Source organism: Ehrlichia muris subsp. eauclairensis, from assembly GCF_051097115.1.
GTDB classification, from domain to species: Bacteria; Pseudomonadota; Alphaproteobacteria; order Rickettsiales; family Anaplasmataceae; genus Ehrlichia; species Ehrlichia muris.
Map to the genome: position 1 here is coordinate 1,028,601 of NZ_CP118226.1, position 22,213 is coordinate 1,050,813.

Genomic DNA, 22,213 nt, shown 5'->3' on the forward strand with positions numbered 1-22,213 from the left:
GATTTATACTATATTCATTATAGGTGCACTACTTTCAACGTGATAATTAATGTTAAGTAATAAATACATGCTAGAAATTAAAGAATTTATATAGCACCTTATACTTTAGTAACAAAAGCTGTTAGTACGTATTGGTGCTATATATTCACTACAGGTGTAATACTTGCAATTTGATGATAGACATTCTTAGTAGTTAACCTTATCAACAGGCTAAAATAGTAATGAGGTGATTAATAATTTATAAAATTTTTATTGCGTCTAACATTAACATCACTACATGAAAAAACAAAAATCCATTCTTATAAATTGGTACATTTGTGAGATTATATTACTCTTTTATAGTCCTAAAAACTTTATGGCATAGCTAATCTTATAGTATAGAATAGCCTTAAGCATATAATAACTCAGCTTTTCTTACATATTTTTAAGCAATTACATTATAAAAAGGTACGGCTAATAAGCAAAAACTTATAAAAGTGAATTACATATTACAAGTTAAAAACCAATCCTCGCACTTCTATAGTAACAATGACAAGAATAAATAAAAAGTTTATTTATTGATTTAATAAAAGATTAACTCACCACTTGGTATCACAACATAAATATCAAAAATAGTATATATTTTGTACCTATAAGATTACAACAATTTTGACTAAGACAACTCGGCTTAGCTTCTATAAAAATAGAAGCTAAACCTTTAATTAGCACAGTATAAAATAGAAATATTTTCTACAGTTTTATAACATTTAAAAGAATTAAATTAGTGTTTTGTTTTTTTAGAAATAAAAGTATTTACCACCAAATTGAGCAGCTACTTGTTCTTCACGTGCAAAAGACTCAGGGTCGAGGTCGCGTATTTTATCCCTCAGTTCCAGAAAGCGTGATCTAGGCTGAGTTTCAGAACTTACTTGTGTATTGTCAGAATCTTCTGTACCTTCAGATACATTATCAGCACTAGGTACAAATATTGCACTGTCAGGTACATTAACATTTTCAGAAACCATTGAATTGTCAGATGCATTATCTGTAACAGTAGGTAATATTGCAGGTTCTTCTGACACAGAAGGTTGAACTGTTATACTCTCATCTGAAGATGTGATTTGATCTATTGCAGATTTTATCCCTGCAGGTAAAGGTCCAACCTCACCTCCTGCATGTGTAGCATGACTGTGTAACCCATTCAAAACACAATCAGAATCATGACCTGAAACACAATCACTTGCAGTGTGCATGTTAATCAAGAAGTCTGGATGTTTAGTCTGATCCAACTCTTCAAAAGATGCCATAAGATCAACTAAGAAAGAGGCTCTTAAATTATGATTCTTTACATCAAATATAAAGTTCTCAGCTTGTACACCATGAAAATCTGATATAACATGACCATTATTTCTGAATAAAATATGATAACCATGACCAGCCTCTTGTCCAATATCAAGCTGCATATCATTACTTGTAACAACAAACCTATCCCCATTATCAATCTGTAAGTTATTAGAGAAATCAATATTATTAATCTCTGTTGTTAAATGAAGCATACAATAACCATTAGTAAAATAGCATGCTCTAATTATACAATTTAGTGTGTTAATTTTGTTTTAAATGAACTTTCTCTGAAGTAAAAAAGAAACATTTCATTATTACAAATAGTCGATATGTGATATTTTTATTTTTCTGCTAACAATACTAATTTATTAATATTAAGCACCATTCATAATTCAAATAATCAAATTAAAGAGATATTGCACGATTTTAAATATTATGCTAAAAGTAAATTGGATGGATGGCCGAGCGGTTTAAGGCACCAGTCTTGAAAACTGACGTACGTTAATAGCGTACCGTGGGTTCGAATCCCACTCCATCCGCGTTTTCCGCCCAACACAACAGTACTCCCATATATTTTTTATGATATTATACAGCTGTTATTCTTCTCATTAACACTATTATAGTAGGAGGGGAAAAACAGTAAATTCTAGATTATTGAATTTTTCAATGCTACCTGCACATTCAACAAGTTATTATAATTTATAGATAAAGCAACATATCATGTATTGACAATATTATTAAAAAAATCAAATACTACATCACTATTTATAGATTTTACTATTATCCTCCAGTAGAAAATTACCACAAACTTTCATATAAGATAACTTAAAATACATAATATATACTTAGTTTATAACCCTACACACACTACTTACGGATACAAGCATAAAGACTAAATAATATTAATTTTTAAAGATAGAATAAAAATTACTTTCCAATACCTACATCAAACAAATGGTCGGAATGATGGGATTCGAACCCACGACCTCCAGTCCCCCAGACTGACACGCTAAACCAGGCTGCGCTACATTCCGTTTAGCTTCTCTAATAAATTATCTCTCAAGTTCAGTATCTCATCTAGTAACCTACCCAAACTTTCTTTATAAATACTGTGATCCATATTGTTATTATTTTTACTAACCTTAGCAGTTTTCTTATTTAGTTCTTGTTGTACACCCTTAATTTTATATCCTTTATCATATAATAAATGTTTAATATATTTTAAAGTATCAATATCAACTTGTGAATACAACCTTCTACCACGACGTTTAATTGGATTAACTTGAGGAAATTTTTCTTCCCAAAACCTTAGCACATACTGCTCAACATTCAAGTCTCTTGCAACTTCGCCTATTGTTTTAAGCTTACCACTATATTCACTTTGTAACAGCTTACCCTCATTCATTAACTTTACCTTTCTTCTGTATCATCATCACTATTAATCGAATGCTTAACAAGCATTGACGGATAAAATGATACAGTATTACGTTCTTTAATAACAAATTCCTCTGAAGTTTTTGGATTACGACCCATACGTGCTTTCTTTTTATAAGACTTAAAAGTACCAAAAGAGGATATTTTTAATATACGATCTTTCGCTAACGCACTTACCATTTCATCTAAAATTTCCCCAACAATAGATGAAGCATCCTCACGAGACAACCCTACATCTCTATTAATAACTTCTGCTATCTTCGACTTAGTAAGAGTTTGAGTCATATCACAAATCACTTAAAATTTAATGCTTTTTATTCTATATTATTAGATAAAAAGTTCAAGGTTATATTCTATAAATATACTAAACATAGAAATAAAAACTATCATCTAATTAATTTTTTCCACACCACCACTCTAATCTCATGCTGACTTAACTTAATAAAGTCATAAAATGATATTCACCTACTTTAAAGTATATTTTAAAATAACCTTTATAGATCAAAATTATCTTTCAGCAAGCAACTATATAATATATAGTAAAATTTCAAGTACTTGTTAGAAGCAATACATAAAGATATAAATAGGTAACATTTATGAATGATAAACACTTTGTATTTTTCACTTGTATCATCTGTTTATTCATTGCATTTACTATCAACAAGATATCCTCCTACTATCGAATAAAGAATAACATGTCAGATACACTATTACAAATCAAGGAAATCAACTCAGATACAGCATTGTCTGAGATGTTAACGATAAAAGATTCAAAAGTAAATGTTATAGTAATCTACACATCTTGGTGTAGTAGCTGCATAAAAAAGCTGCCAGTAATTAACAAGGTCATTGCCGATAATGAGAATATTAATCCAATCATTATTTCATTAGATAAAGATAAAACTAAGCTACGATCCTTCTTATCTAAGCAAGGTAATCTACATTTTACTCCATATAATGTACCCCAAAACTACATGGAAAAATTACTGTCACATCTAACTACCAAAGGCATAACATTTAATCATCATATTCCTTACATAGCAGTTTTATATAATGGAATGGATCCAATAATTAATATAGATAACATACCCCAGTTAAAATCAACTATTCAAGATGTTATAGAGAAATATCATGTCAACCAATAAAAACACTACAAACGTCGCAGTCATTATGGGAAGTCAATCAGATTTTCCAACAATGAACAATTCAATATCAATTCTAAAAGAGCTCAACATAACCCATGAAGTAATGATTATATCTGCTCATAGAACACCAGAAAGACTTTATACATTTGCAAAATCTGCAGAAAACAATGGGTTCAAAGTCATTATAGCAGGAGCAGGAGGAGCAGCCCATTTACCAGGATTAGTAGCATCTTTAACACACATACCAGTCATAGGAGTACCTATAAAAAGCAGTAACTTAAACGGAATAGATAGCTTGTTATCAATAGTACAAATGCCCAAAGGAATCCCTGTAGCAACAATGTCTATAGGATCATCAGGAGGATATAATGCAGCTATAATGGCAGCATCCATCTTATCTCTAGAAAATGATGAAATTAGAGAGAACTTAAAAATATGGAGAAAGAATTTATCTGACTCAGTAAAATTAACCCCGGATATATTATAAGTTTCATTAAAGAACAGAATTCTGCCTTTATAAGCTAATAAATTACTTTATGTATATTATAGAAAAGTGCATAATCACTAAAATACAAAGAAACATCAAAAAGCTTTTATAAGCAGTTTATACTTTAACATAACCACCCACCACTTCAATTATTGAGATATTTATAACTATGGATGAACGTTACCACCAGTAGCACCTTTACTATCTGCACCCATAGATAAGTTATTCACTCCTTGATTATCACCACTAACATCCAACTCAGAACATACAGCCTCAGCTACTCGTGCATCATCAACATTAGGATCATATATCTCTTCTGACATAGCAGCACTACTTCCAACAAAATCCTTAGCAGAACTACACGCCTCTACAAGCATAGTAGAGCGTTGTTTAAGCAAAAAGCGCAGCAGACGTATCTGCAGTAATTGTGCGTGCAATTTAATATCTAGCAACTTTTGCAGATCAGGACCACTACGATTTTTTACTTTCCCATCAAAGGCACTGAAAAATTCATTTATTACCTCTACTAACTCAAAAATACAATTTACATCCACCAATGGTGTACCCATCCTTGATAACGCACTTGACAAACTATCATGTAATTTCCACATACAGAGACGCATTGGATCCTTGTTGAATAAGCTTAAGCCTGTTGATTTTGGTACGTCATTTTTTATGGAATCCATAACAACTAGCATACTACATCTCAGCCCGTCTACACTAGTTACCGGGGTTGCGAAATCAATATGCAACTCTCGAAGTAATTGTACTTTTTGCTCTAAAGTTACATTGGCTGCTTTCAATGAATTGCTGATACACCTCTGTAACGCATTCTCCATATCTCTAACATGACTATAACAAACAGACACCTCACATACTTTCTGTCTGATATCTTCAATCACATCTTGCAGTACTGTAAACCTACCATCCATAGTAACTGTAGCTTTAGAAAGTAATACATCAAGTCTTGAGCATTCAGCATTAAGGTTATCAAGGCCATTACTACATTGATTCGCAAGAATATTATACCGGCCTTCTAAGTTTGCATAACTATTCATCATCATATTAATATTATGCTTACTCGTATTTAACTCATCCTTTAAAAATTGACATACTTCAGCAACAGAGCTCATAAGGTTATTAGCTTCACCCATAAGTTGACTAGTTAGGTGCTTATCTTTACACCTCTTATAAATCAAGAAGCATAATAACAGAAAAGACGGTATAGCAATAATTAATGCTACTGAAAAAATAACAGGTACTTCTGCACCAAATAGTTTGTACTTACCATTAAATATTGGCCGAAAAAATTCATTATAGTGATACAGCACCACAATAGAAACCAGACTAACTAATATAGTCAAATATGTACAACTAGCTAACAACATATTATACTTCGACACTGATTTGTGATGCCTAAAGATCTCAGAATAACGAGCAAAAGCTTGATTTATATGATTGAATTTTTGATCAGTTAGCATATTACACCTTAGGATTAGGATATACATTAGAAAAAGAACTAAACATTATAACCATGTTCTGGTTATTAAATCATAAACTGATGCATTTTGCAACCATTGTACAGCAGGATCAGATGTAACTACATTACCAGCAATATCATAATCTATACAAGGTGTGGTAAAAACACTACATGGTTTATCCAGTTGCACAATACACAGTCTTAACATTACATCTTGTAATTGGAACAACTGTGCAACAAGTGTCGTATCCTTTTCCGAAATATTTTTTTCAAGCAAAGTTCCATTATTCTCTTGATTAGCTACATTACGACTATGAGAAGTAACACTCTTCACAAATTTCTGTATTCGTCGGCGGCTAACTCCCATATCTTTTTGTTGCACATATAGTATAAAAGACTCTATGCACCATACAATATTATATAATACCGCAAATGTAGGATAGCCAATTTCTTGTTTGATCAACTTCTGAAACATAGTCTCAGCATTAATCAAAGCAGCCTTTAACTCTTCCTTTTTATCCCTATCCTTATAGAAAAAAGACACTATGCTATTTTCTCGAGAACAAGGTTCATATAATTTCACACTTTCAATAACACTTGCTATTATAGGTAATATTCGTTCACAATAGCTCTTTGACAGAATATTAATTTCATTTTCCTTTTCACTTATTAACTTACCTGCTTCCAATAAACCCTTTAATATCTTATCATGTTTAGTAAAAAAACTAGAATTGGGTACAGCTAGTTCAGTGATTCTAGACATATCCATATTTTCCAATTCGCTATATATCTGAGGTATTCTGTCTCTACAACGTTTTATCAAGTTTTGTAGTCCTCTCTCAATCTTAACTTGAAGACTATTTACATTATCAACACCATTACTAGTAAATAAATCTTCTTGTTTTATGGATTCCAATTTATTTTTTTTCTCCAAGTAATTTGTAGCATTGAATAAATTCCTACACGATTTATATCTTTGAAGTAAAGATGCAAGAGACTCAACATTTTCAGGTATTGCTTTAAACTTTACTTCATTCTTTTTACTTACCACATACCTACCATAGAATAAACATATCAATGCAATAGAAGGTATAGCTGTTAAAATTACCATAATTAAAACAACATATAGAGGCTTTTTTTGTAAACACGCAACATCAAATAATATCATCAAAGACAACATCTGAATTACAAGTACAACATTTATACAAGAATTTAGTAAAAATAATCGCCTTGTTAATGACTTTTTACCACTATCTGAAACTACAGACTTCCCTGTATTAAAGAGTCTATTAGAAATCACGGTAAGTATCCCCATCTACTATACAATTTATAACTCAAGATTATAAATGATTAATATATTTAAGTGTGCGATGATATAACAATTAAAATATTATTTAATATAGATTAATTATTAATCTCTGTAAAGAATTATATTTATATATGTTAATAAAATAAATTCAATTATACAACATTCATGTTGTGTAATTATAATAATATTATCTAAAATAAATGATCTTGAAAGAGAGTTTATAAACACCATATAAAAAAGCATTGAGTATATGCATAAGTTCATACTGTTAATTGTTGCAGCTGGTTACGGCAATAGGTTTAGGTTAGGTACTACTCCTAAACAGTATTATCCAATAGGTAATGACAACATACTTTCCAGTACAATCAATCACATGATCTCACATCCTAAGATTAGTCACGTAAGAGTAGTCATTAGGAAGAATCATCAATACCTATATAATAGCTGCTTACAAAAAATACAAAATAACAAATTATTACCACCTGTCTATGGAGGAAAAAGAAGGCAAGACTCTGTGCGTATTGGATTAGAGAGTCTTCAAAGCATCAATCCACGCTTTGTTATAATACATGACGCATGCCGTCCTTTTGCGGATTTAAAAATGCTAGATAAAATGGAATCAATACTCATGCAGTATTCAGGAGTTGTCCCAGTGCTCTCAATAACCGATACTATTCACATGATACATGAAGATAATACTGTTATCAAAAACATAGATAGGAATACCATAAAATCAGTTCAAACACCCCAAGCATATAAATATAACGATATATTACTATATCATAGAATTGCACACAATACTGAACCTAACAGAGAATTCCCAGATGAATCATCTCTCATGATAAATTACAACATTCCAATAATGACGACTGAAGGAGATTATAACAACTTTAAAATTACAACCATAGAAGATTTACATAGAGCAATCTTGTATAGAGAATATATAAATCATGACAAGAACAATACTCTAAAATAACAACGTATTCATCTTTGCCAAAATACAGTATAATGAATACCAGTTCATTTTTAACTGAAATAGAACTCTCTATATGGATCAACACATAAATAAGCCAATGTTTAAGGTTGGAATAGGGTATGATGTACACAAATTTGACAATACCTCCCATAACAACATCAATACATTTATTACAATATGCGGCATAAAAATCAATTTTCATAAGAAGATCATATCTCATTCAGATGGAGATGTAGGACTACATGCCTTAACAGATGCGATACTAGGAGCAATGGGATGCGGAAGTATAGGTCAGCACTTTCCAAACACAGATAATAAATGGAAAAATATCAAATCCGACTACTTTTTAATAGAAGCACAAAGAAAAGCACAAGAAAAAGGATATTCTATTTCAAATGCTGACATAACTATCATATGTGAACAGCCAAAAATTATGCCTTATGCATTAGAAATGCAAGAACATATTGCATTGCTTATAAAGACAGATCCATCATGCATTAACATTAAAGCAACAACTACAGAAAAACTAGGCTTTCTTGGCAGAGAAGAAGGAGTAGCTGCTCAAGCCGTAGTTCTATGTTGTTTACAAAGCCAGCGATAGCATTATTTTTATCAGTATAAATAAAACTGATAACTTTATATTCGATATGTAACATACTAACCAGAACTTATAGGGTTCATATCCTCTCATATATAAATAAAAATCTATAAAAGTTGATACTTAAAAGCATAAACATGCTGTAACCTACAATGCAAACAATCCTATAGTTCTTTCCCTTTTTCAAATTACAACAAATGCAGTATAAAAATATTAACAAACATTTTCTTGTCATAATTTATGAGTACCACAAGTAAGGAATTAATGATACAATCTTAATTTACGATTATTGATTATTATTATGGGATTAAACTGTGGTATTGTTGGACTACCTAATGTAGGCAAATCAACTTTATTTAACGCACTGACACAAACTATGATAGCAGAGGTTGCAAATTATCCATTCTGCACAATAGAACCAAACGTAGGCAAAGCAATAGTACAAGATCACAGACTAAAGACATTAGCAAAAATAGCATCCTCTAAGAAAATCATATATAATCAAGTAGAATGCGTTGATATTGCTGGATTAGTCAGTGGAGCAAGTCAGGGTGAAGGGCTAGGAAATAAATTCTTAAGTCATATAAGGGAGGTAGATGCTATTATTCATGTACTACGGTGTTTTGGTGATCAAAACATTAGTCATGTTAATCAAATTGTAGATCCAATAAGTGACGCAGAGATTGTAGAAATGGAGTTAATTCTAGCTGATATTGAAAGTTTAAAACGTCGTTTACCTGCAATGGAAAAGGCCGTGAAAGGTAATAAAGAACCAAGAAAAAAGTTAGACAGTATATTAGAAGTACTAAGTATCTTAGAAGCTGGAAATTTAGCAAAAAGTGCAACACATCTAGGCGATAATTTAAAACAGTTACAACTTATTACAACAAAACCTATGATGTACGTATGCAATGTAGAAGAATCCAACGTTACCAGTGGTAATGCTTTGTCAGAAAAAGTAAGGCTTATGGCAGAAAAAAAACACAATAAATTTTGTTGTATATCAGCAAAATTAGAGGCAGATGTATCAAGCTTAGAAACAGAGGAGGAAAAACAAATTTTTCTAGCCGAATTTAACTTACAAGAATCCGGTACAACATCTGTAGTCAAAACAATGTATGATCTCTTAGACATGATCACATTTTTTACCTTGGGACCACAGGAAGCACGCGCTTGGCCAATAAAAAGATTTTCTACCGCTAGTACTGCTGCAGGTGTAATACATACTGATTTTGAAAAAGGATTTATAAAAGCAGAACTCATTAGTTTTAATGACTACATAAAATATAATGGAGAGGCAAAATGTAAAGAGGCTGGTAAGGTCAGGTTTGAAGGAAGAGACTATGTAGTACAAGATGGGGATATAATACACTTTAGACACAATAAATAAACATTATTCTATCTCCTTAATATTATTGCTAGTAATGTACACGGTTTTTACTATATTCTCATTATTTGATTAGGTGTTTTATGTAATCTTATATTACTTATTCATAACATTATCACATTCATATACACAATTTCTACTCTATTGCTGAATTATTAACATGCACACAATCCTACATTACAAACAACAAAAATACCCTACAATTTTAATCACATAAATTAGTCATATCTAGCTATGATCTATTTGCTGGCACTTGGATACAATGAAAGCATTTCTATATACTATACATATCCGTAAGAACTACTACTTGTGATAAAATCATAACTGATTAAACAGAGTTATATATTTAAACACAACAACTATAATTTCATATATATCTTCATATTAAAAATTTCCATCACCAACTATTTAATAATAAAAATCAACTACATCAGGTTATTTTAAATACTGAAAAATACAAAAACTTGCCTTTCACAATATAACATACTAATAATACAACCTTCAATATTATACAAACTCACATAGCTGTAATTTTTTAACAGATTCATAAATTTCCAAAATTAGATTTCTGTCCCACCAACAACAATACTATCTATTTTAAGAGTTGGCTGTCCTACCCCAACAGGTATATCTTGTCCATCTTTAGAACAAGTGCCAATCCCAGAATCAAGTTTCAAGTCATTTCCAATCATCGACACTTTTGTTAACACATCAGGACCATTACCTATAATTGTAGCACCTTTGACAGGATATGTAACTTTACCATCTTCTATCAAATAACCCTCAGAAGCTGAAAAGACAAATTTTCCAGATGTGATATCTACCTGTCCTCCAGAAAAGTGAACTGCATATATACCTTTTTTAACACTTGCAATTATTTCTTCTGGACAATAATTCCCAGGCAACATATATGTATTTGTCATTCGTGGCATCACAACATCTTGATAACTTTGCCTACGCCCATTTCCAGTAGAAGTAGTACCCATAAGGTTAGCATTCATTTTATCTTGCATATAACTCACTAATATTCCATCCTGGATTAATACATTGTATCTTGATGGAACACCTTCATCATCTATATTAATAGAACCTCTGCGCCCTGGTATTGTACCATCATCAACAACAGTCACGCCCTTTGCGGCTACTTTTTTACCTATAGAATGTGAGAAAGCAGAAACTTGTTTCCTATTAAAATCCCCTTCTAATCCATGACCCACAGCTTCATGTAATAACACCCCTGGCCATCCGGGACCCAAAACCACTGTCATTTCACCAGCAGGAGTAGGAACTGATTCTAAATTAACTAACGCTTGACGTAATGCTTCATCAGCAACTATTTGCCATTTACCGTCACCAATAAATTCCTCATAGGAAGCTCTACCACCATGACCTGAAGAACCACTTTCTTTCCTGCCATTTTTTTCCAAGATAACAGACACATTAAATCTTACAAGTGGCCTAACATCATAAACTTTGTTACCATTAGGCAAAATAACATAAACTACTTGCCATTGTCCACTAAGAGAACTTTTCACCTGCTTTACATATGGACTTTTACTATGCAAGTAATCATCAACTTGCCGTAGAAGTTTTACTTTAAGATCAAAAGCCATATCTTGTAAAGGGTTGGTGTCAGGATATAGTAGAGGTTTTGTTTTGTTTAAATGTATAACTCCACCATTATTACTATTGTTAATAGATTTTACTAAAGCTGCAGCATTTACTATTTCTTGCTCAGTAATTTCAGAAGAACAAACAAAAGCGGTCAATTCTTTACAAAACGATCTTAAACCAAATCCCTGATGTGAATTAAAATCTGCATATTTTAGAATTCCATTTTCAAAGCCAAGAGCTTCTGACACACACATTTCCAGAAACAATTCCCCACCATCTGCTACACATAAACAATCACTAACAATGTGATTTATAGTACTCTCATTAACTTGATTATGAGCAAGAAGTATCTGTTCTATTTTAGATATATCTACAACCATACGATTTAATTTGATAAAATCAACATACTATAGTACAATTGTTAATAAATCAACTACTATATGCCCGAATGGCGGAACGGTAGACGCGCTAGCTTCAGGTGCTAGTAATTTTTATATTGTGGAAGTTCGACTCTTCTTTCGGGCACTTATTTTTTCTATAATCTATTATTAGGTCATATGTTTACACCCACAGAAACACAACAAAAATCTAGTTTTATCAACCAAGAAGTTAGTAATGTCATCACAAGTTTAGGAAGATCAATTCTTCCAGGATTTTCACACAGCATCTTACACGAAGTATCAGAAGAATCTCTAGAAATATCCTACACATTAGAACATATAGGAGAACACAAACCCATCATAGTAGATCCCATCTGTCAAGTTTTATGCAATTTTTTACAATTTTATATTGTAGCAAACTTTATTTTCCCATACCACTCAAATTCACCTGCGGAGGAAACACCAGTAACAAAAAAATTATTAAGTTTTAAAATACACACCAACAATACAACAAGAAGTATTACAATAAACCCAGACAAGATTTTATCACAAATTTCCTTTGATGCAATAACGACTGTAACGCCATTAAAATCTGTTATCCACAATATTATAGCGGATCAATTAAGGCACCATTCCATAATAAACTTGACGAACCCATTTAGATTATCTTTCAGTGCTACATTCAATATAGCATTTAACCTAGAAAAATTAAACTATCATCTAACTACTAACTTGCCTATCATAAAGGATACATCACAACTTCATTCTATTCTAAACTTGTACTACACATCCCCAATAACTAATATATTTCCTGGAAATCAACCAACAGACCTTAAATTAGCTGTAATTCATATTAAGAATCCACAAAGTAGAACATCGAATGCTTCAATATCAGCATGCCTAATAACATCCAACATAAAACCGATCACATCATCTACACCATTCATTAAATATTTATGCAATATTCAATACGATGAGCCTAATTTCGGTTCAATATATCAGATAAATCATCAAAAATTAAATGCACTACCTAACCTGCAAGAATGTCCCTTAAAATATCATAAGCAATCCCCAACAAACAGCAACACAGCAATTTATGAAGTAATATTTAATCAGTACACACAAGAAGAGTTTTGTAAACAAGTACGCAGCTATATCAAACTTTTCAGTAATTTATGTGAAGCACAAGACTTGATGCTATCAATAGAACTTTTATTAAAAGAAGAGACAGACGCTGAATTTGCGAGTAATCCAACGACAGCATCTCCCCTCAAAAAGTGCCACTTTTCAGATCTTCATCCTGATACTAATCTCCAGAAGATGTTATTTGATATATGTAGTCTACCTCAGCAGAATTTTTTATCGCAAATGCTGTTCAAAAAACGTACTGACAAACAAACTGAGCAAGTACTTAGTAAATACAACATATACTTACACATAACTCCTAGCCAGAGTATATTAAAAAGCACTCTACCAAGCATACAAACTTCTCAGATTATTGATACACAAGATGAATCCACACAGGATACAAAACCAACAATACGTCGTGATGATATTGACAAACAACCATCAGAAATAAACCAAGCAATCAGATCAAAAGAAAAAGCAATACATATATTACCAGATTCCACAACTGAAACACCTAATCAGACAGAACCTTCTACTTCACGCTCTATAACACCAATAACAAGAGCCTCTTCCTCAACTATAGAATCAAGTCCACAAAAGAAACGTGGACCTTTCACCACCCAAACAAGTCATTATACAAGAACAGAACAACAAGGCACACCTACATTGAGAAAAGCTACAGAACCTTCACAAACAAACAAATCAATACATAATCACTATAAGAAAAATATGATTTTTGCTTTTATAGGCATTAGTATATTCACAATATCTAGCATTCTAGTATACTATGCACTTAGTAATAAGTTTTTTGCAAATTATACAGACATAACAAAAATTAATCAGGTAGTGATATCAGGTATTTTGTGTCTTGGTATGATAGTACTTATAGGAATTATATCATACTATTATATCAAAGTCCCCAATAACCTTACAGAAAGCACTACTAATATTCAACAAAACACCGCAATAAATAAGGTATAGTAACCTTATAATATGTTAATTTATCTGTATACATAAACGACGTTCTTAAATTATGTAATTTTTAATTTTTTTACTATTACAACTTTATTAAGTACATCTTAAATGTATATAACTAATATACGTTAACCTTCATATGCATTACTTAAATGAACGTCAACGTTATTTCTCCTACTTTAATATAATTTTTTTATGCATTCAGCCCTGATTGTAGTACAAATAACATAGCAAACTTCATATTTTATATTATACAAATATACTGCCACAACATTAAATAAATTAAAGTTACACAATTAATATTCACACTACAAAAATTGAATTTATAAGTAATAGCAAATTATTTATCTAATGTAAGGACATGCATTCATATACATGCCACTATTCGTCTTGTTTGTCTATTTTTCTTAAATAAATACATACAGGCTAACAATATTGTGTTTGCATATGTGCTTTTTTACATATAATTATCCAAGACTGTTATCAAGATTGCTAAATTATGAAAATTTTAACTGTACGAGAAGCATTATGTGAAGCAATACGTGAAGAAATGGAACGTGACCATACAGTATTCATCATGGGAGAAGAAGTAGGGGAATATCAAGGTGCATACAAAGTAACTCAAGGATTACTTAACCAATTTGGATCTGACCGCGTCATAGATACTCCAATCACTGAACACGGGTTTACTGGAATAGGAGTAGGCGCTGCATTTGCCGGATTAAAACCTATCGTGGAATTCATGACTTTTAACTTTGCTATGCAAGCAATAGATCAAATTATCAACTCAGCAGCTAAAACCAGTTACATGTCTGGAGGACAATTGAATTGCCCTATTGTATTTAGAGGTCCTAATGGCGCAGCTGCAAGAGTAGGAGCACAACACTCTCAATGTTATGCTTCATGGTATGCACATATTCCAGGATTGAAAGTAATATCTCCATATTTCGCAGCAGATTGCAAAGGTTTATTAAAGGCTGCTATAAGAGATTTAAATCCTGTCATATTCCTTGAAAATGAGATCGCATATGGGCATGAGCATGAAGTATCAGATGAGGTATTAACACCCGATTATATAATTGAAATTGGTAAAGCTGCTATAGTTAAGAAAGGCACTGATATTACAATAACAGCATTTTCTCTACAAGTTAAACTTGCACTAGAAGCAGCAGAACTTTTAGAAAAAGAAGGTATAAATGCGGAGGTCATAGACCTAAGAACTTTACGTCCTCTTGACACAAAAACAATATTACGCTCTATAAAAAAAACAAATAGAGTTATTAGCATAGAAGAAGGTTGGCCATATTCAGGGATAGGGTCTGAAATAGCTGCATTAATCATGGAACACGCCTTTGACGATTTAGATGCTCCAATGATAAGAATAACTGGAAAAGATGTTCCATTGCCTTATGCTACAAACCTTGAAAAATTAGCATTACCACAAATTGAAGACATACTAGAAGCAGCACGTACTTTATGTATTCGTAATTATCGATAAATATTATAGCTACCAAAGTATCACTTCTTCCCTATTTCTAATTATTTTAGGTTCTTTTGTTTTTACAATTAAATCTAAGAGTTATCCTATTTAAAGAATGTACCTTATTTTACAAGTCTATACTACTATAATTTATGGTATTTTTATATAACAAGTTAAGAGTTAAGAATTTTATTAATCCACAATAAATCATATTTTGAAGACTTACTAAACTCTAGACAACTCAAATCTCTTCCCATTTTTATGTAATAAATTTTTAAAATATTTTTACATTAAATATTATTCATGTTTCAATAACATAAAAAACTGCATGCCATAGATACTAGAATCAAACAATATATCCTTACCTACAAATCTCAACTATAAATTGGAGTAATTAAGTATTTAAAAGTCACTTTTACAAAGCATAGTCCCTACATATATATTTACTTAAAAAGTCACGGTCTTATAAAATAAGATAAAAACTTACATATCTATTATAAATATTCTAATTGTATTCTGGAAAAGATAACATATAATGCATACTTAAAAGAGTTTTCATATACTGGTTCTCATAATGATAGATTACGAACACTGGATTGAAGCATTTCATATAATATCAATTATTACCTGGATGGCTGGTATGTTATATCTACCTAGATTATATGTATATCATGCTCAAGTTACCCTACATTCTGATAGCTATGATTTACTTAACACCATGGAGAAAAGGTTACTATTCTACATAATTAACCCAGCTATGATCTCTAGTATAGTTCTTGGTACAATTTTATCCTTAATTACAGAAGCATATTATTTCTTATGGTTCAAGATAAAAGTAACATGTGTCATACTAATGTGTATAATACACATTATGTTATTTAAGCATAGAAGAGACTTTGTCGCAAAAAATAACACTAAATCTTCACTATACTTCAAGTGTCTTAATGAATTAATTACTTTGTTAATAATGGTTATCGTAATTATGGTTGTAGTAAAACCCTTTATGTAATTTTAATCAAAATCAATATAATTAAATTTGACTTTAAAAGATTGTATTCTACAATTAAAGCAGGATGCAAGTCTCTGTTATTTATAGTTTGGGATGTAGTTTATGGTAGCGCTCAATACCCCTCCAGTGAATAAAAAATTCATCGCAAGGGACTTCTTATTAAAATCTATAGATGGCAATCTATATAACTTGGGTAGCTGTCATAAAGGTAGTGGGCTACTGATAATGTTTATATGTAATCACTGTCCTTACGTTAAGGCAATAATAAGCAATTTAGTGTATGACGTTAATGTGTTAAAAAATAATTATAATATCTATAGTGTAGCAATTATGCCAAATGATACTACCACTTATCCAGAGGATTCATACGAAAACATGATCAACTTTGCTCAAGAACATGGTATTGATTTCCCATATTTAATAGATGAAAACCAAGTAATTGCAAGAAGTTATGGTGCTGTATGCACGCCTGATTTTTTCGGATTCAACAACAAATTAGAGTTGTGTTATAGAGGAAGATTTGATGCTTCAGGAAGAAACCAAGTGAATAGTAAGCAAGAAGATAGAGACCTATTCAATGCTATGAAATTCATTGCACAGACAGGTAAATCACCTGAAAATCAAAAACCAAGTATTGGTTGTTCCATAAAATGGAAGTCTCAAGATTATAAGTTTGTCACCTAATTTTTAAGAGATTTCTATGCATGATTCTAAGTACTTACTAGACATAATTACTCTCCTTTCAGCAGCTATAGTAATAGTTGTTCTGTTCTGGAAATTGAATATTAGTCCTGTATTAGGATACTTTGTTGCAGGTACTCTCATAGGATCACACGGCCTAAATCTAGTAGAATCATCTGTAATCATACAGAATCTTGGAGAGTTTGGAGTAGTTTTTTTGTTATTTTTAATAGGGATTGAGCTCACATTTGAAAGATTAATTGCCATGCGATTGCATGTATTTGGTTTTGGGACTCTACAAGTTATAGTCACAGCACTAGCAATATGGTACATTTCAAACAAGTTCGGAGTAGATTCCAAAGGGTCTATTATAATAGGAGGTGCTTTAGCCCTTTCCTCAACAGCAATAGTGTTACAAGTACTACAAGAAAAGGGATATCAATCAACCCAAGTTGGTAGATTGTCAATAGCCGTGTTATTACTACAAGACTTTGCAGTTGTCCCATTAATTGTGTTATTACCATTATTAACAGGAGAATCACATCATAGTATACCTGTATCATTATTATATTCTTTCATAAAAGCAGCAATTGCTCTCACTCTAATCTTTATCACAGGAAGATTATTACTCAGGCCTTTATTTAATACTATTGCAGCAATGAAAAGCAATGAGATTTTCATTGCAACAACATTATTGATCGTTTTAGGTGCAGCTTTTATCACAGAGAATTTTAATTTATCAATGGCATTAGGAGCATTTGTCTCAGGGCTCCTCGTTGCAGAAACTGAGTATAGACATGATGTAGAACAAGTTGTTCTGCCATTCAAAAGGCTATTATTAGGATTATTTTTTATGACAGTAGGAATGTCAATTGATATCAAGTTTGTACTGAATAAACTACCTATAATAACATTAGCCTCTATATCTCTAATAGCACTCAAGTCTTTTATAATCTTTATGTTATGCAGATTCTTCAGATTTCAACTAGCAGCAGCCCTACAAGCTGGGTTGTTGTTATCTCAAGGCGGAGAATTTGCTTTCATTTTATTTGGTCTTGCAGCAGAGAAAAACGTACTGTCCAATGATCTAGCACAAACCCTTATGATGATTACAACAGTAACCATGGCTTTCACCCCATTGTTAGCAACATTAGGAGACTGGATATCAAAATTAATCACTAAAAAGAAAATATCTTTAAATTTTCAAGAGCTTACTTTAGATACAAAAGATCTTGATCAACATGTCATAGTAGTAGGTTTCGGAAGAGTGGGACGTATGGTTGCAAAAGTACTAGTTGCTGAACATGTAAGTTACATTGCATCTGATATTCAACCCAAAATTGTTAAAGATGGAATAGATGAAGGATTCCCTGTATATCTTGGAGATTTAACAAAATTAAATACTTTACAGTCTATGGCAATATCACGGGCTCGGATGATAATCATAGCCATTAACAATGAAGTTACTATAAAAAAGATTATTTCCCTAGTTGCAAAGAATTTCCCACACATAATAATCATTGTAAGATTACCTGATTTAAGCAATGTTGAAATATACAAAGAGCTTGGAGCCCACTATTTAATTCCCGAAACTTATGAAGTAGGATTACAGTTAGGGGCTGTAGCATTAAGCAATAATGGATTTAGCAGTCATGCCATTTCCTTGTTAAAAGATAGGTTTAGAATGGTAAACTATGATGCCGTGAAAAATAAAGAAGATGAATAACCTATTTCCAGCTTAATTATTGAAATAATGATAGCCTTATTCTACCTGATAAGTTTAGTATAAAGAATAATTTGCAATCAGAAATAACTATTTAATTTTGAAATCCAAAGTCATAATTTTTCTGGTATCTTTTTTATAAATATTTTACATAGACAATATCATAATCATAAGATATTATAGAACCTTTATATAAATACTATTATGTCAAAATAAAGCATTTATTTCACAGAATATTAGGCATTTTTAATATCAACAAATATCAATCTTTAACTATACAAACAATATCACAACAATTAGTATTTAACACAAAAAGTAAATCATAGACTATTACAGACAAAATAGCATACTAAAACTATACCATATTAATGAATTCACTATAATCTCATCACATAGACCACCCAATCCACATGGAATCACTTAACAATTATTTCTGACTCAAGAATAAATTACATACAAAACTATAGCAACATATCAAGTATTATGGACCACAAACACATTACAATGTAAGTATTGAAAATTGACTATAACAAGGTATAATGAGCACCACTTCATCGCATAGGTTTATTCATGATCATTGACCCAGTAACATTATCTCAAACATTAATATCTTTTCCTAGTATTACTCCCACAGATAATGGTGCTATAGATTTTTTATCAAACACGTTATCGCAGTACGGGTTTATATGTCATGTTTTAACTTTTGGAAATGACGAAATACAAGTACGTAATTTATATGCACAACTAGGAACTGAGTCACCAAATCTATGTTTTGCAGGACATACAGATGTAGTACCAACAGGAGACCTAGAAAAATGGAAATTTGATCCTTTTTCTGGACATATAGAAGATAATATCATCTATGGACGTGGAGCTGTTGATATGAAATCTGCCATATGTGCCTTTATAGCAGCAATATCAAGATTGGATTTTAATCAAGTACATGGGTCTATTAGTCTCATGATTTCTGGTGATGAAGAAGGGAAATATTGTGATTATGGAACACCTGCAATATTAAAATGGTTAACTGATAATCACAAAAAAATTGATTATTGTTTGGTTGGAGAACCTACTAGTCAATCATTTGTCGGAGACACTATAAAAATAGGTCGTAGAGGATCAATCAATTTCAAGATAGTGTGCAATGGAATACAAGGACATGTTGCTTATCCACATTTTGCAGAAAATCCAGTAAATAGCATGATCGATATTTTATATAAAATAAACAATACAGTCCTTGACAATGGGAATGAATATTTTCAACCTTCAAATTGTGAAATTACATCAGTTGACGTCGGTAATCCAGCAGGTAACGTTATTCCAGAGACAATTACTGCTCACCTCAACATTAGATACAATAACATTCACACTTCCGATTCAATATTTAATATAATTAATAATATTTGTGCCGAAACAACACAAAAATACCAACTGTTTACATCAGTATCTGGAGAACCATTCATCAATTATCCAGATAAATATTCTGATATGTTATCTACAGCTATAAAGAAAGTAACTGGAGAAAACACAGTAATAAGTACATCTGGGGGAACCTCGGATGCAAGATTTATAAAAGATTTCTGTCCTGTAATTGAATTAGGATTAAAAAATGACACTGCACATAAAATAAATGAAAATACATCTGTAGATGACATAAATAAGCTTACTAACATATATGAAGAATTCATAAAACAGTTTTTTAATCTATCTCAATAACTAGATGCTAAGTAAGATCTTAAATACAATTTTTCCTAATACATGTGCAAATTGTGAATATGTAATTCCTGATGATTATGACTTATGCAACACATGCAAAGATAACATAGACTTTTTATCTGGTAACTATTGCATCGCATGTGGATGCAGTTTACCAGATGAGGTATCAATATGTGGAAAGTGTATAACTAATCCACCAAGATTTACAAAATTAGAATCCGTATTCGCATATAATAAGTATAGTAAAAACATGATTTTAAACCTGAAATTCTCTGACAACACATTACATGTAAAAACCTATGGAAAGTGGATGTACAATAAAAATCCAGACTTATTTAACAACGTCACCACTATAATACCTGTCCCCATACATAAAAAAAGGCTACGACAAAGAAAATATAATCAAGCTACACTTCTTGCAAAAGCCTTAAGTAACCATTGTAATATACCTTTAGAAATTTTCGCATTAAAAAGAATTGTAGATACAATACCACAATATAGTCTATCTAGTAAAATGAGAGAAAAAAACATTACAAAATCCTTTATAGTACAAAATCAACATCTAATTAATAACAAGATTATACTACTTATTGATGATGTAATTACAACTGGAATAACAGCTAGAGTTTGTACACATAAACTTCTAGAATCAGGCGCAAAAGAAGTTAGAGCTATTACATTAGCTAGGACACTATAACAATTTCTAAGATATGACTCTATATCCCCATAGAAAAGAATTAAAACACTTTATCTTACCATATTAAATTTGGCTTACATTACTTTATCTTGCGCATTATAGGAATCGCATTATTTAGTACTAATCACGTAAGTCGTTATTTAAATTAATAATACACAGAAAACTTCGGGTTACAATCCAAGTATAAATTTCTATTTTCATAATCAAAATCCAGACACACAATTGAATATATTTTCCATATTATATTCGTTCACATATTGCACATAGAAATTATCATACACATCAACAAGCTGTAAAAAACCTTGAACTGATACATTAAGTATAAGCTTTTAGTACTCATAAGCACAAACCTATACACATCACTAATAAAATCTCAGTTTACATATACAAAAATATGTTACTTCAGTACTTAATTATACACAAAATTCATCTTATTCATCCTATACTATATATAAACTACATGATGCTACTTCATATTATAATCTTACTCGCTCTATACCTCATTATTCAAATACTCAAATGATTGACCTTGCATCATATACAAACTACATAATGCTATTTCCGCAGCACTTACTAAAATCGCAAATACATTTAATCCAAAAAACCTTATACCTCCCGACTAATCGGTATAAAATAAAAAGACATTTATTAGAAATTCAAATATCTAATAA

At 31.2% G+C, this 22,213-nt stretch carries 18 protein-coding genes and 3 tRNA genes; 14 read left to right on the forward strand and 7 right to left on the reverse strand.

What is annotated here, in order from left to right; translation table 11 throughout:
- Window positions 1-776 precede the first annotated feature (776 nt).
- Complete coding sequence (locus PVA18_RS04085; protein ID WP_052692808.1) at window positions 777-1,535, reverse strand: TRP47 family tandem repeat effector; 759 nt, start codon at window positions 1,533-1,535, stop codon at window positions 777-779.
- A 239-nt stretch (window positions 1,536-1,774) separates the two neighbouring features.
- Between PVA18_RS04085 and PVA18_RS04090 the strand changes: the two genes are divergently transcribed.
- Window positions 1,775-1,862, forward strand: a tRNA-Ser gene (locus PVA18_RS04090).
- Between the two features lie 416 nt (window positions 1,863-2,278).
- On the opposite strand, the gene PVA18_RS04095 is transcribed toward PVA18_RS04090, so the two are convergent.
- The 3 genes from PVA18_RS04095 to PVA18_RS04105 all read right to left on the reverse strand — a co-directional run bounded on the left by PVA18_RS04095 (window position 2,279) and on the right by PVA18_RS04105 (window position 3,042).
- Window positions 2,279-2,357 (reverse strand) — tRNA-Pro (locus tag PVA18_RS04095).
- On the reverse strand, window positions 2,348-2,728 hold the full coding sequence (locus PVA18_RS04100; RefSeq protein WP_082058915.1) for a MerR family transcriptional regulator: 381 nt from the start codon (window positions 2,726-2,728) through the stop codon (window positions 2,348-2,350). The genes PVA18_RS04095 and PVA18_RS04100 overlap by 10 nt, the downstream gene beginning before the upstream one ends.
- A gap of 5 nt (window positions 2,729-2,733) precedes the next feature.
- Window positions 2,734-3,042 carry an integration host factor subunit alpha gene (locus PVA18_RS04105; protein ID WP_045804935.1) on the reverse strand — a complete coding sequence of 103 codons (309 nt, stop codon included), beginning with the start codon at window positions 3,040-3,042 and terminating at the stop codon, window positions 2,734-2,736.
- A gap of 410 nt (window positions 3,043-3,452) precedes the next feature.
- On the opposite strand from PVA18_RS04105, the gene PVA18_RS04110 reads away from it, so the two are divergent.
- Both PVA18_RS04110 and purE read left to right on the forward strand, forming a co-directional pair.
- Window positions 3,453-3,902 carry a TlpA family protein disulfide reductase gene (locus PVA18_RS04110; protein ID WP_231568511.1) on the forward strand — a complete coding sequence of 150 codons (450 nt, stop codon included), beginning with the start codon at window positions 3,453-3,455 and terminating at the stop codon, window positions 3,900-3,902.
- Window positions 3,889-4,389: a 5-(carboxyamino)imidazole ribonucleotide mutase gene (gene purE, locus PVA18_RS04115; protein ID WP_024071737.1), complete on the forward strand. Its 501-nt coding sequence runs from the start codon at window positions 3,889-3,891 to the stop codon at window positions 4,387-4,389. Before PVA18_RS04110 ends, purE begins: the two co-directional genes overlap by 14 nt.
- 167 nt (window positions 4,390-4,556) lie before the next feature.
- Here the strand turns inward: purE and PVA18_RS04120 are convergent, their stop codons facing one another.
- Window positions 4,557-5,870 carry a hypothetical protein gene (locus PVA18_RS04120; protein ID WP_045804937.1) on the reverse strand — a complete coding sequence of 438 codons (1,314 nt, stop codon included), beginning with the start codon at window positions 5,868-5,870 and terminating at the stop codon, window positions 4,557-4,559.
- A 45-nt stretch (window positions 5,871-5,915) separates the two neighbouring features.
- Window positions 5,916-7,169 carry a hypothetical protein gene (locus PVA18_RS04125; RefSeq protein WP_156135906.1) on the reverse strand — a complete coding sequence of 418 codons (1,254 nt, stop codon included), beginning with the start codon at window positions 7,167-7,169 and terminating at the stop codon, window positions 5,916-5,918.
- A gap of 259 nt (window positions 7,170-7,428) precedes the next feature.
- Between PVA18_RS04125 and PVA18_RS04130 the strand changes: the two genes are divergently transcribed.
- The 3 genes from PVA18_RS04130 (at window position 7,429) to ychF (ending at window position 10,142) form a co-directional block, all read left to right on the forward strand.
- Entirely contained in the window at window positions 7,429-8,154 is a 726-nt protein-coding gene (locus PVA18_RS04130; RefSeq protein ID WP_045804939.1) for an IspD/TarI family cytidylyltransferase, read from the forward strand.
- A 73-nt stretch (window positions 8,155-8,227) separates the two neighbouring features.
- Window positions 8,228-8,755 (forward strand): 2-C-methyl-D-erythritol 2,4-cyclodiphosphate synthase, encoded by a 528-nt coding sequence (gene ispF / locus PVA18_RS04135; RefSeq protein WP_045804940.1) that lies wholly within the window; start codon window positions 8,228-8,230, stop codon window positions 8,753-8,755.
- A gap of 298 nt (window positions 8,756-9,053) precedes the next feature.
- On the forward strand, window positions 9,054-10,142 hold the full coding sequence (gene ychF, locus PVA18_RS04140) for a redox-regulated ATPase YchF (RefSeq protein WP_045804941.1): 1,089 nt from the start codon (window positions 9,054-9,056) through the stop codon (window positions 10,140-10,142).
- Between the two features lie 557 nt (window positions 10,143-10,699).
- Here ychF and tldD read toward each other — a convergent pair.
- Window positions 10,700-12,133 carry a metalloprotease TldD gene (tldD, locus tag PVA18_RS04145; RefSeq protein WP_045804942.1) on the reverse strand — a complete coding sequence of 478 codons (1,434 nt, stop codon included), beginning with the start codon at window positions 12,131-12,133 and terminating at the stop codon, window positions 10,700-10,702.
- A 62-nt stretch (window positions 12,134-12,195) separates the two neighbouring features.
- Between tldD and PVA18_RS04150 the strand changes: the two genes are divergently transcribed.
- From PVA18_RS04150 to PVA18_RS04185, 8 genes are all read left to right on the forward strand, one after another.
- A tRNA-Leu gene (locus PVA18_RS04150) sits at window positions 12,196-12,278 on the forward strand.
- Between the two features lie 32 nt (window positions 12,279-12,310).
- A complete protein-coding gene (locus PVA18_RS04155) occupies window positions 12,311-14,242 on the forward strand; it encodes a hypothetical protein (protein ID WP_045805039.1) in 1,932 nt (643 codons plus the stop codon).
- A gap of 493 nt (window positions 14,243-14,735) precedes the next feature.
- Window positions 14,736-15,734 (forward strand): pyruvate dehydrogenase complex E1 component subunit beta, encoded by a 999-nt coding sequence (locus PVA18_RS04160; RefSeq protein WP_045804943.1) that lies wholly within the window; start codon window positions 14,736-14,738, stop codon window positions 15,732-15,734.
- A gap of 556 nt (window positions 15,735-16,290) precedes the next feature.
- Window positions 16,291-16,725: a CopD family protein gene (locus PVA18_RS04165; protein WP_045804944.1), complete on the forward strand. Its 435-nt coding sequence runs from the start codon at window positions 16,291-16,293 to the stop codon at window positions 16,723-16,725.
- 102 nt (window positions 16,726-16,827) lie between these two features.
- Entirely contained in the window at window positions 16,828-17,409 is a 582-nt protein-coding gene (locus PVA18_RS04170; protein ID WP_045804945.1) for a thioredoxin family protein, read from the forward strand.
- A gap of 16 nt (window positions 17,410-17,425) precedes the next feature.
- The gene (locus PVA18_RS04175) at window positions 17,426-19,132 is read left to right on the forward strand and encodes a cation:proton antiporter domain-containing protein (RefSeq protein WP_045804946.1); all 1,707 of its coding nucleotides are present in this window, start codon (window positions 17,426-17,428) and stop codon (window positions 19,130-19,132) included.
- Window positions 19,133-19,699: 567 nt separating this feature from the next.
- Window positions 19,700-20,845, forward strand: a complete 1,146-nt coding sequence (gene dapE / locus PVA18_RS04180; RefSeq protein WP_045804947.1) for a succinyl-diaminopimelate desuccinylase — start codon at window positions 19,700-19,702, stop codon at window positions 20,843-20,845.
- Between the two features lie 4 nt (window positions 20,846-20,849).
- Window positions 20,850-21,542 carry a ComF family protein gene (locus tag PVA18_RS04185; RefSeq protein WP_045804948.1) on the forward strand — a complete coding sequence of 231 codons (693 nt, stop codon included), beginning with the start codon at window positions 20,850-20,852 and terminating at the stop codon, window positions 21,540-21,542.
- Window positions 21,543-22,213: the final 671 nt, after the last annotated feature.

What these genes read in the sequence shown, in the direction of transcription:
- PVA18_RS04085 (WP_052692808.1), bottom strand. Translation starts at nt 1,535, where the DNA reads ATGCTTCATTTAACAACAGAGATTAATAATATTGATTTCTCTAATAAC.
- PVA18_RS04100 (WP_082058915.1), bottom strand. Translation starts at nt 2,728, where the DNA reads ATGAATGAGGGTAAGCTGTTACAAAGTGAATATAGTGGTAAGCTTAAA.
- PVA18_RS04105 (WP_045804935.1), bottom strand. Translation starts at nt 3,042, where the DNA reads ATGACTCAAACTCTTACTAAGTCGAAGATAGCAGAAGTTATTAATAGA.
- PVA18_RS04110 (WP_231568511.1), top strand. Translation starts at nt 3,453, where the DNA reads ATGTCAGATACACTATTACAAATCAAGGAAATCAACTCAGATACAGCA.
- purE (WP_024071737.1), top strand. Translation starts at nt 3,889, where the DNA reads ATGTCAACCAATAAAAACACTACAAACGTCGCAGTCATTATGGGAAGT.
- PVA18_RS04120 (WP_045804937.1), bottom strand. Translation starts at nt 5,870, where the DNA reads ATGCTAACTGATCAAAAATTCAATCATATAAATCAAGCTTTTGCTCGT.
- PVA18_RS04130 (WP_045804939.1), top strand. Translation starts at nt 7,429, where the DNA reads ATGCATAAGTTCATACTGTTAATTGTTGCAGCTGGTTACGGCAATAGG.
- ispF (WP_045804940.1), top strand. Translation starts at nt 8,228, where the DNA reads ATGGATCAACACATAAATAAGCCAATGTTTAAGGTTGGAATAGGGTAT.
- ychF (WP_045804941.1), top strand. Translation starts at nt 9,054, where the DNA reads ATGGGATTAAACTGTGGTATTGTTGGACTACCTAATGTAGGCAAATCA.
- tldD (WP_045804942.1), bottom strand. Translation starts at nt 12,133, where the DNA reads ATGGTTGTAGATATATCTAAAATAGAACAGATACTTCTTGCTCATAAT.
- PVA18_RS04155 (WP_045805039.1), top strand. Translation starts at nt 12,311, where the DNA reads ATGTTTACACCCACAGAAACACAACAAAAATCTAGTTTTATCAACCAA.
- PVA18_RS04160 (WP_045804943.1), top strand. Translation starts at nt 14,736, where the DNA reads ATGAAAATTTTAACTGTACGAGAAGCATTATGTGAAGCAATACGTGAA.
- PVA18_RS04165 (WP_045804944.1), top strand. Translation starts at nt 16,291, where the DNA reads ATGATAGATTACGAACACTGGATTGAAGCATTTCATATAATATCAATT.
- PVA18_RS04170 (WP_045804945.1), top strand. Translation starts at nt 16,828, where the DNA reads ATGGTAGCGCTCAATACCCCTCCAGTGAATAAAAAATTCATCGCAAGG.
- PVA18_RS04175 (WP_045804946.1), top strand. Translation starts at nt 17,426, where the DNA reads ATGCATGATTCTAAGTACTTACTAGACATAATTACTCTCCTTTCAGCA.
- dapE (WP_045804947.1), top strand. Translation starts at nt 19,700, where the DNA reads ATGATCATTGACCCAGTAACATTATCTCAAACATTAATATCTTTTCCT.
- PVA18_RS04185 (WP_045804948.1), top strand. Translation starts at nt 20,850, where the DNA reads ATGCTAAGTAAGATCTTAAATACAATTTTTCCTAATACATGTGCAAAT.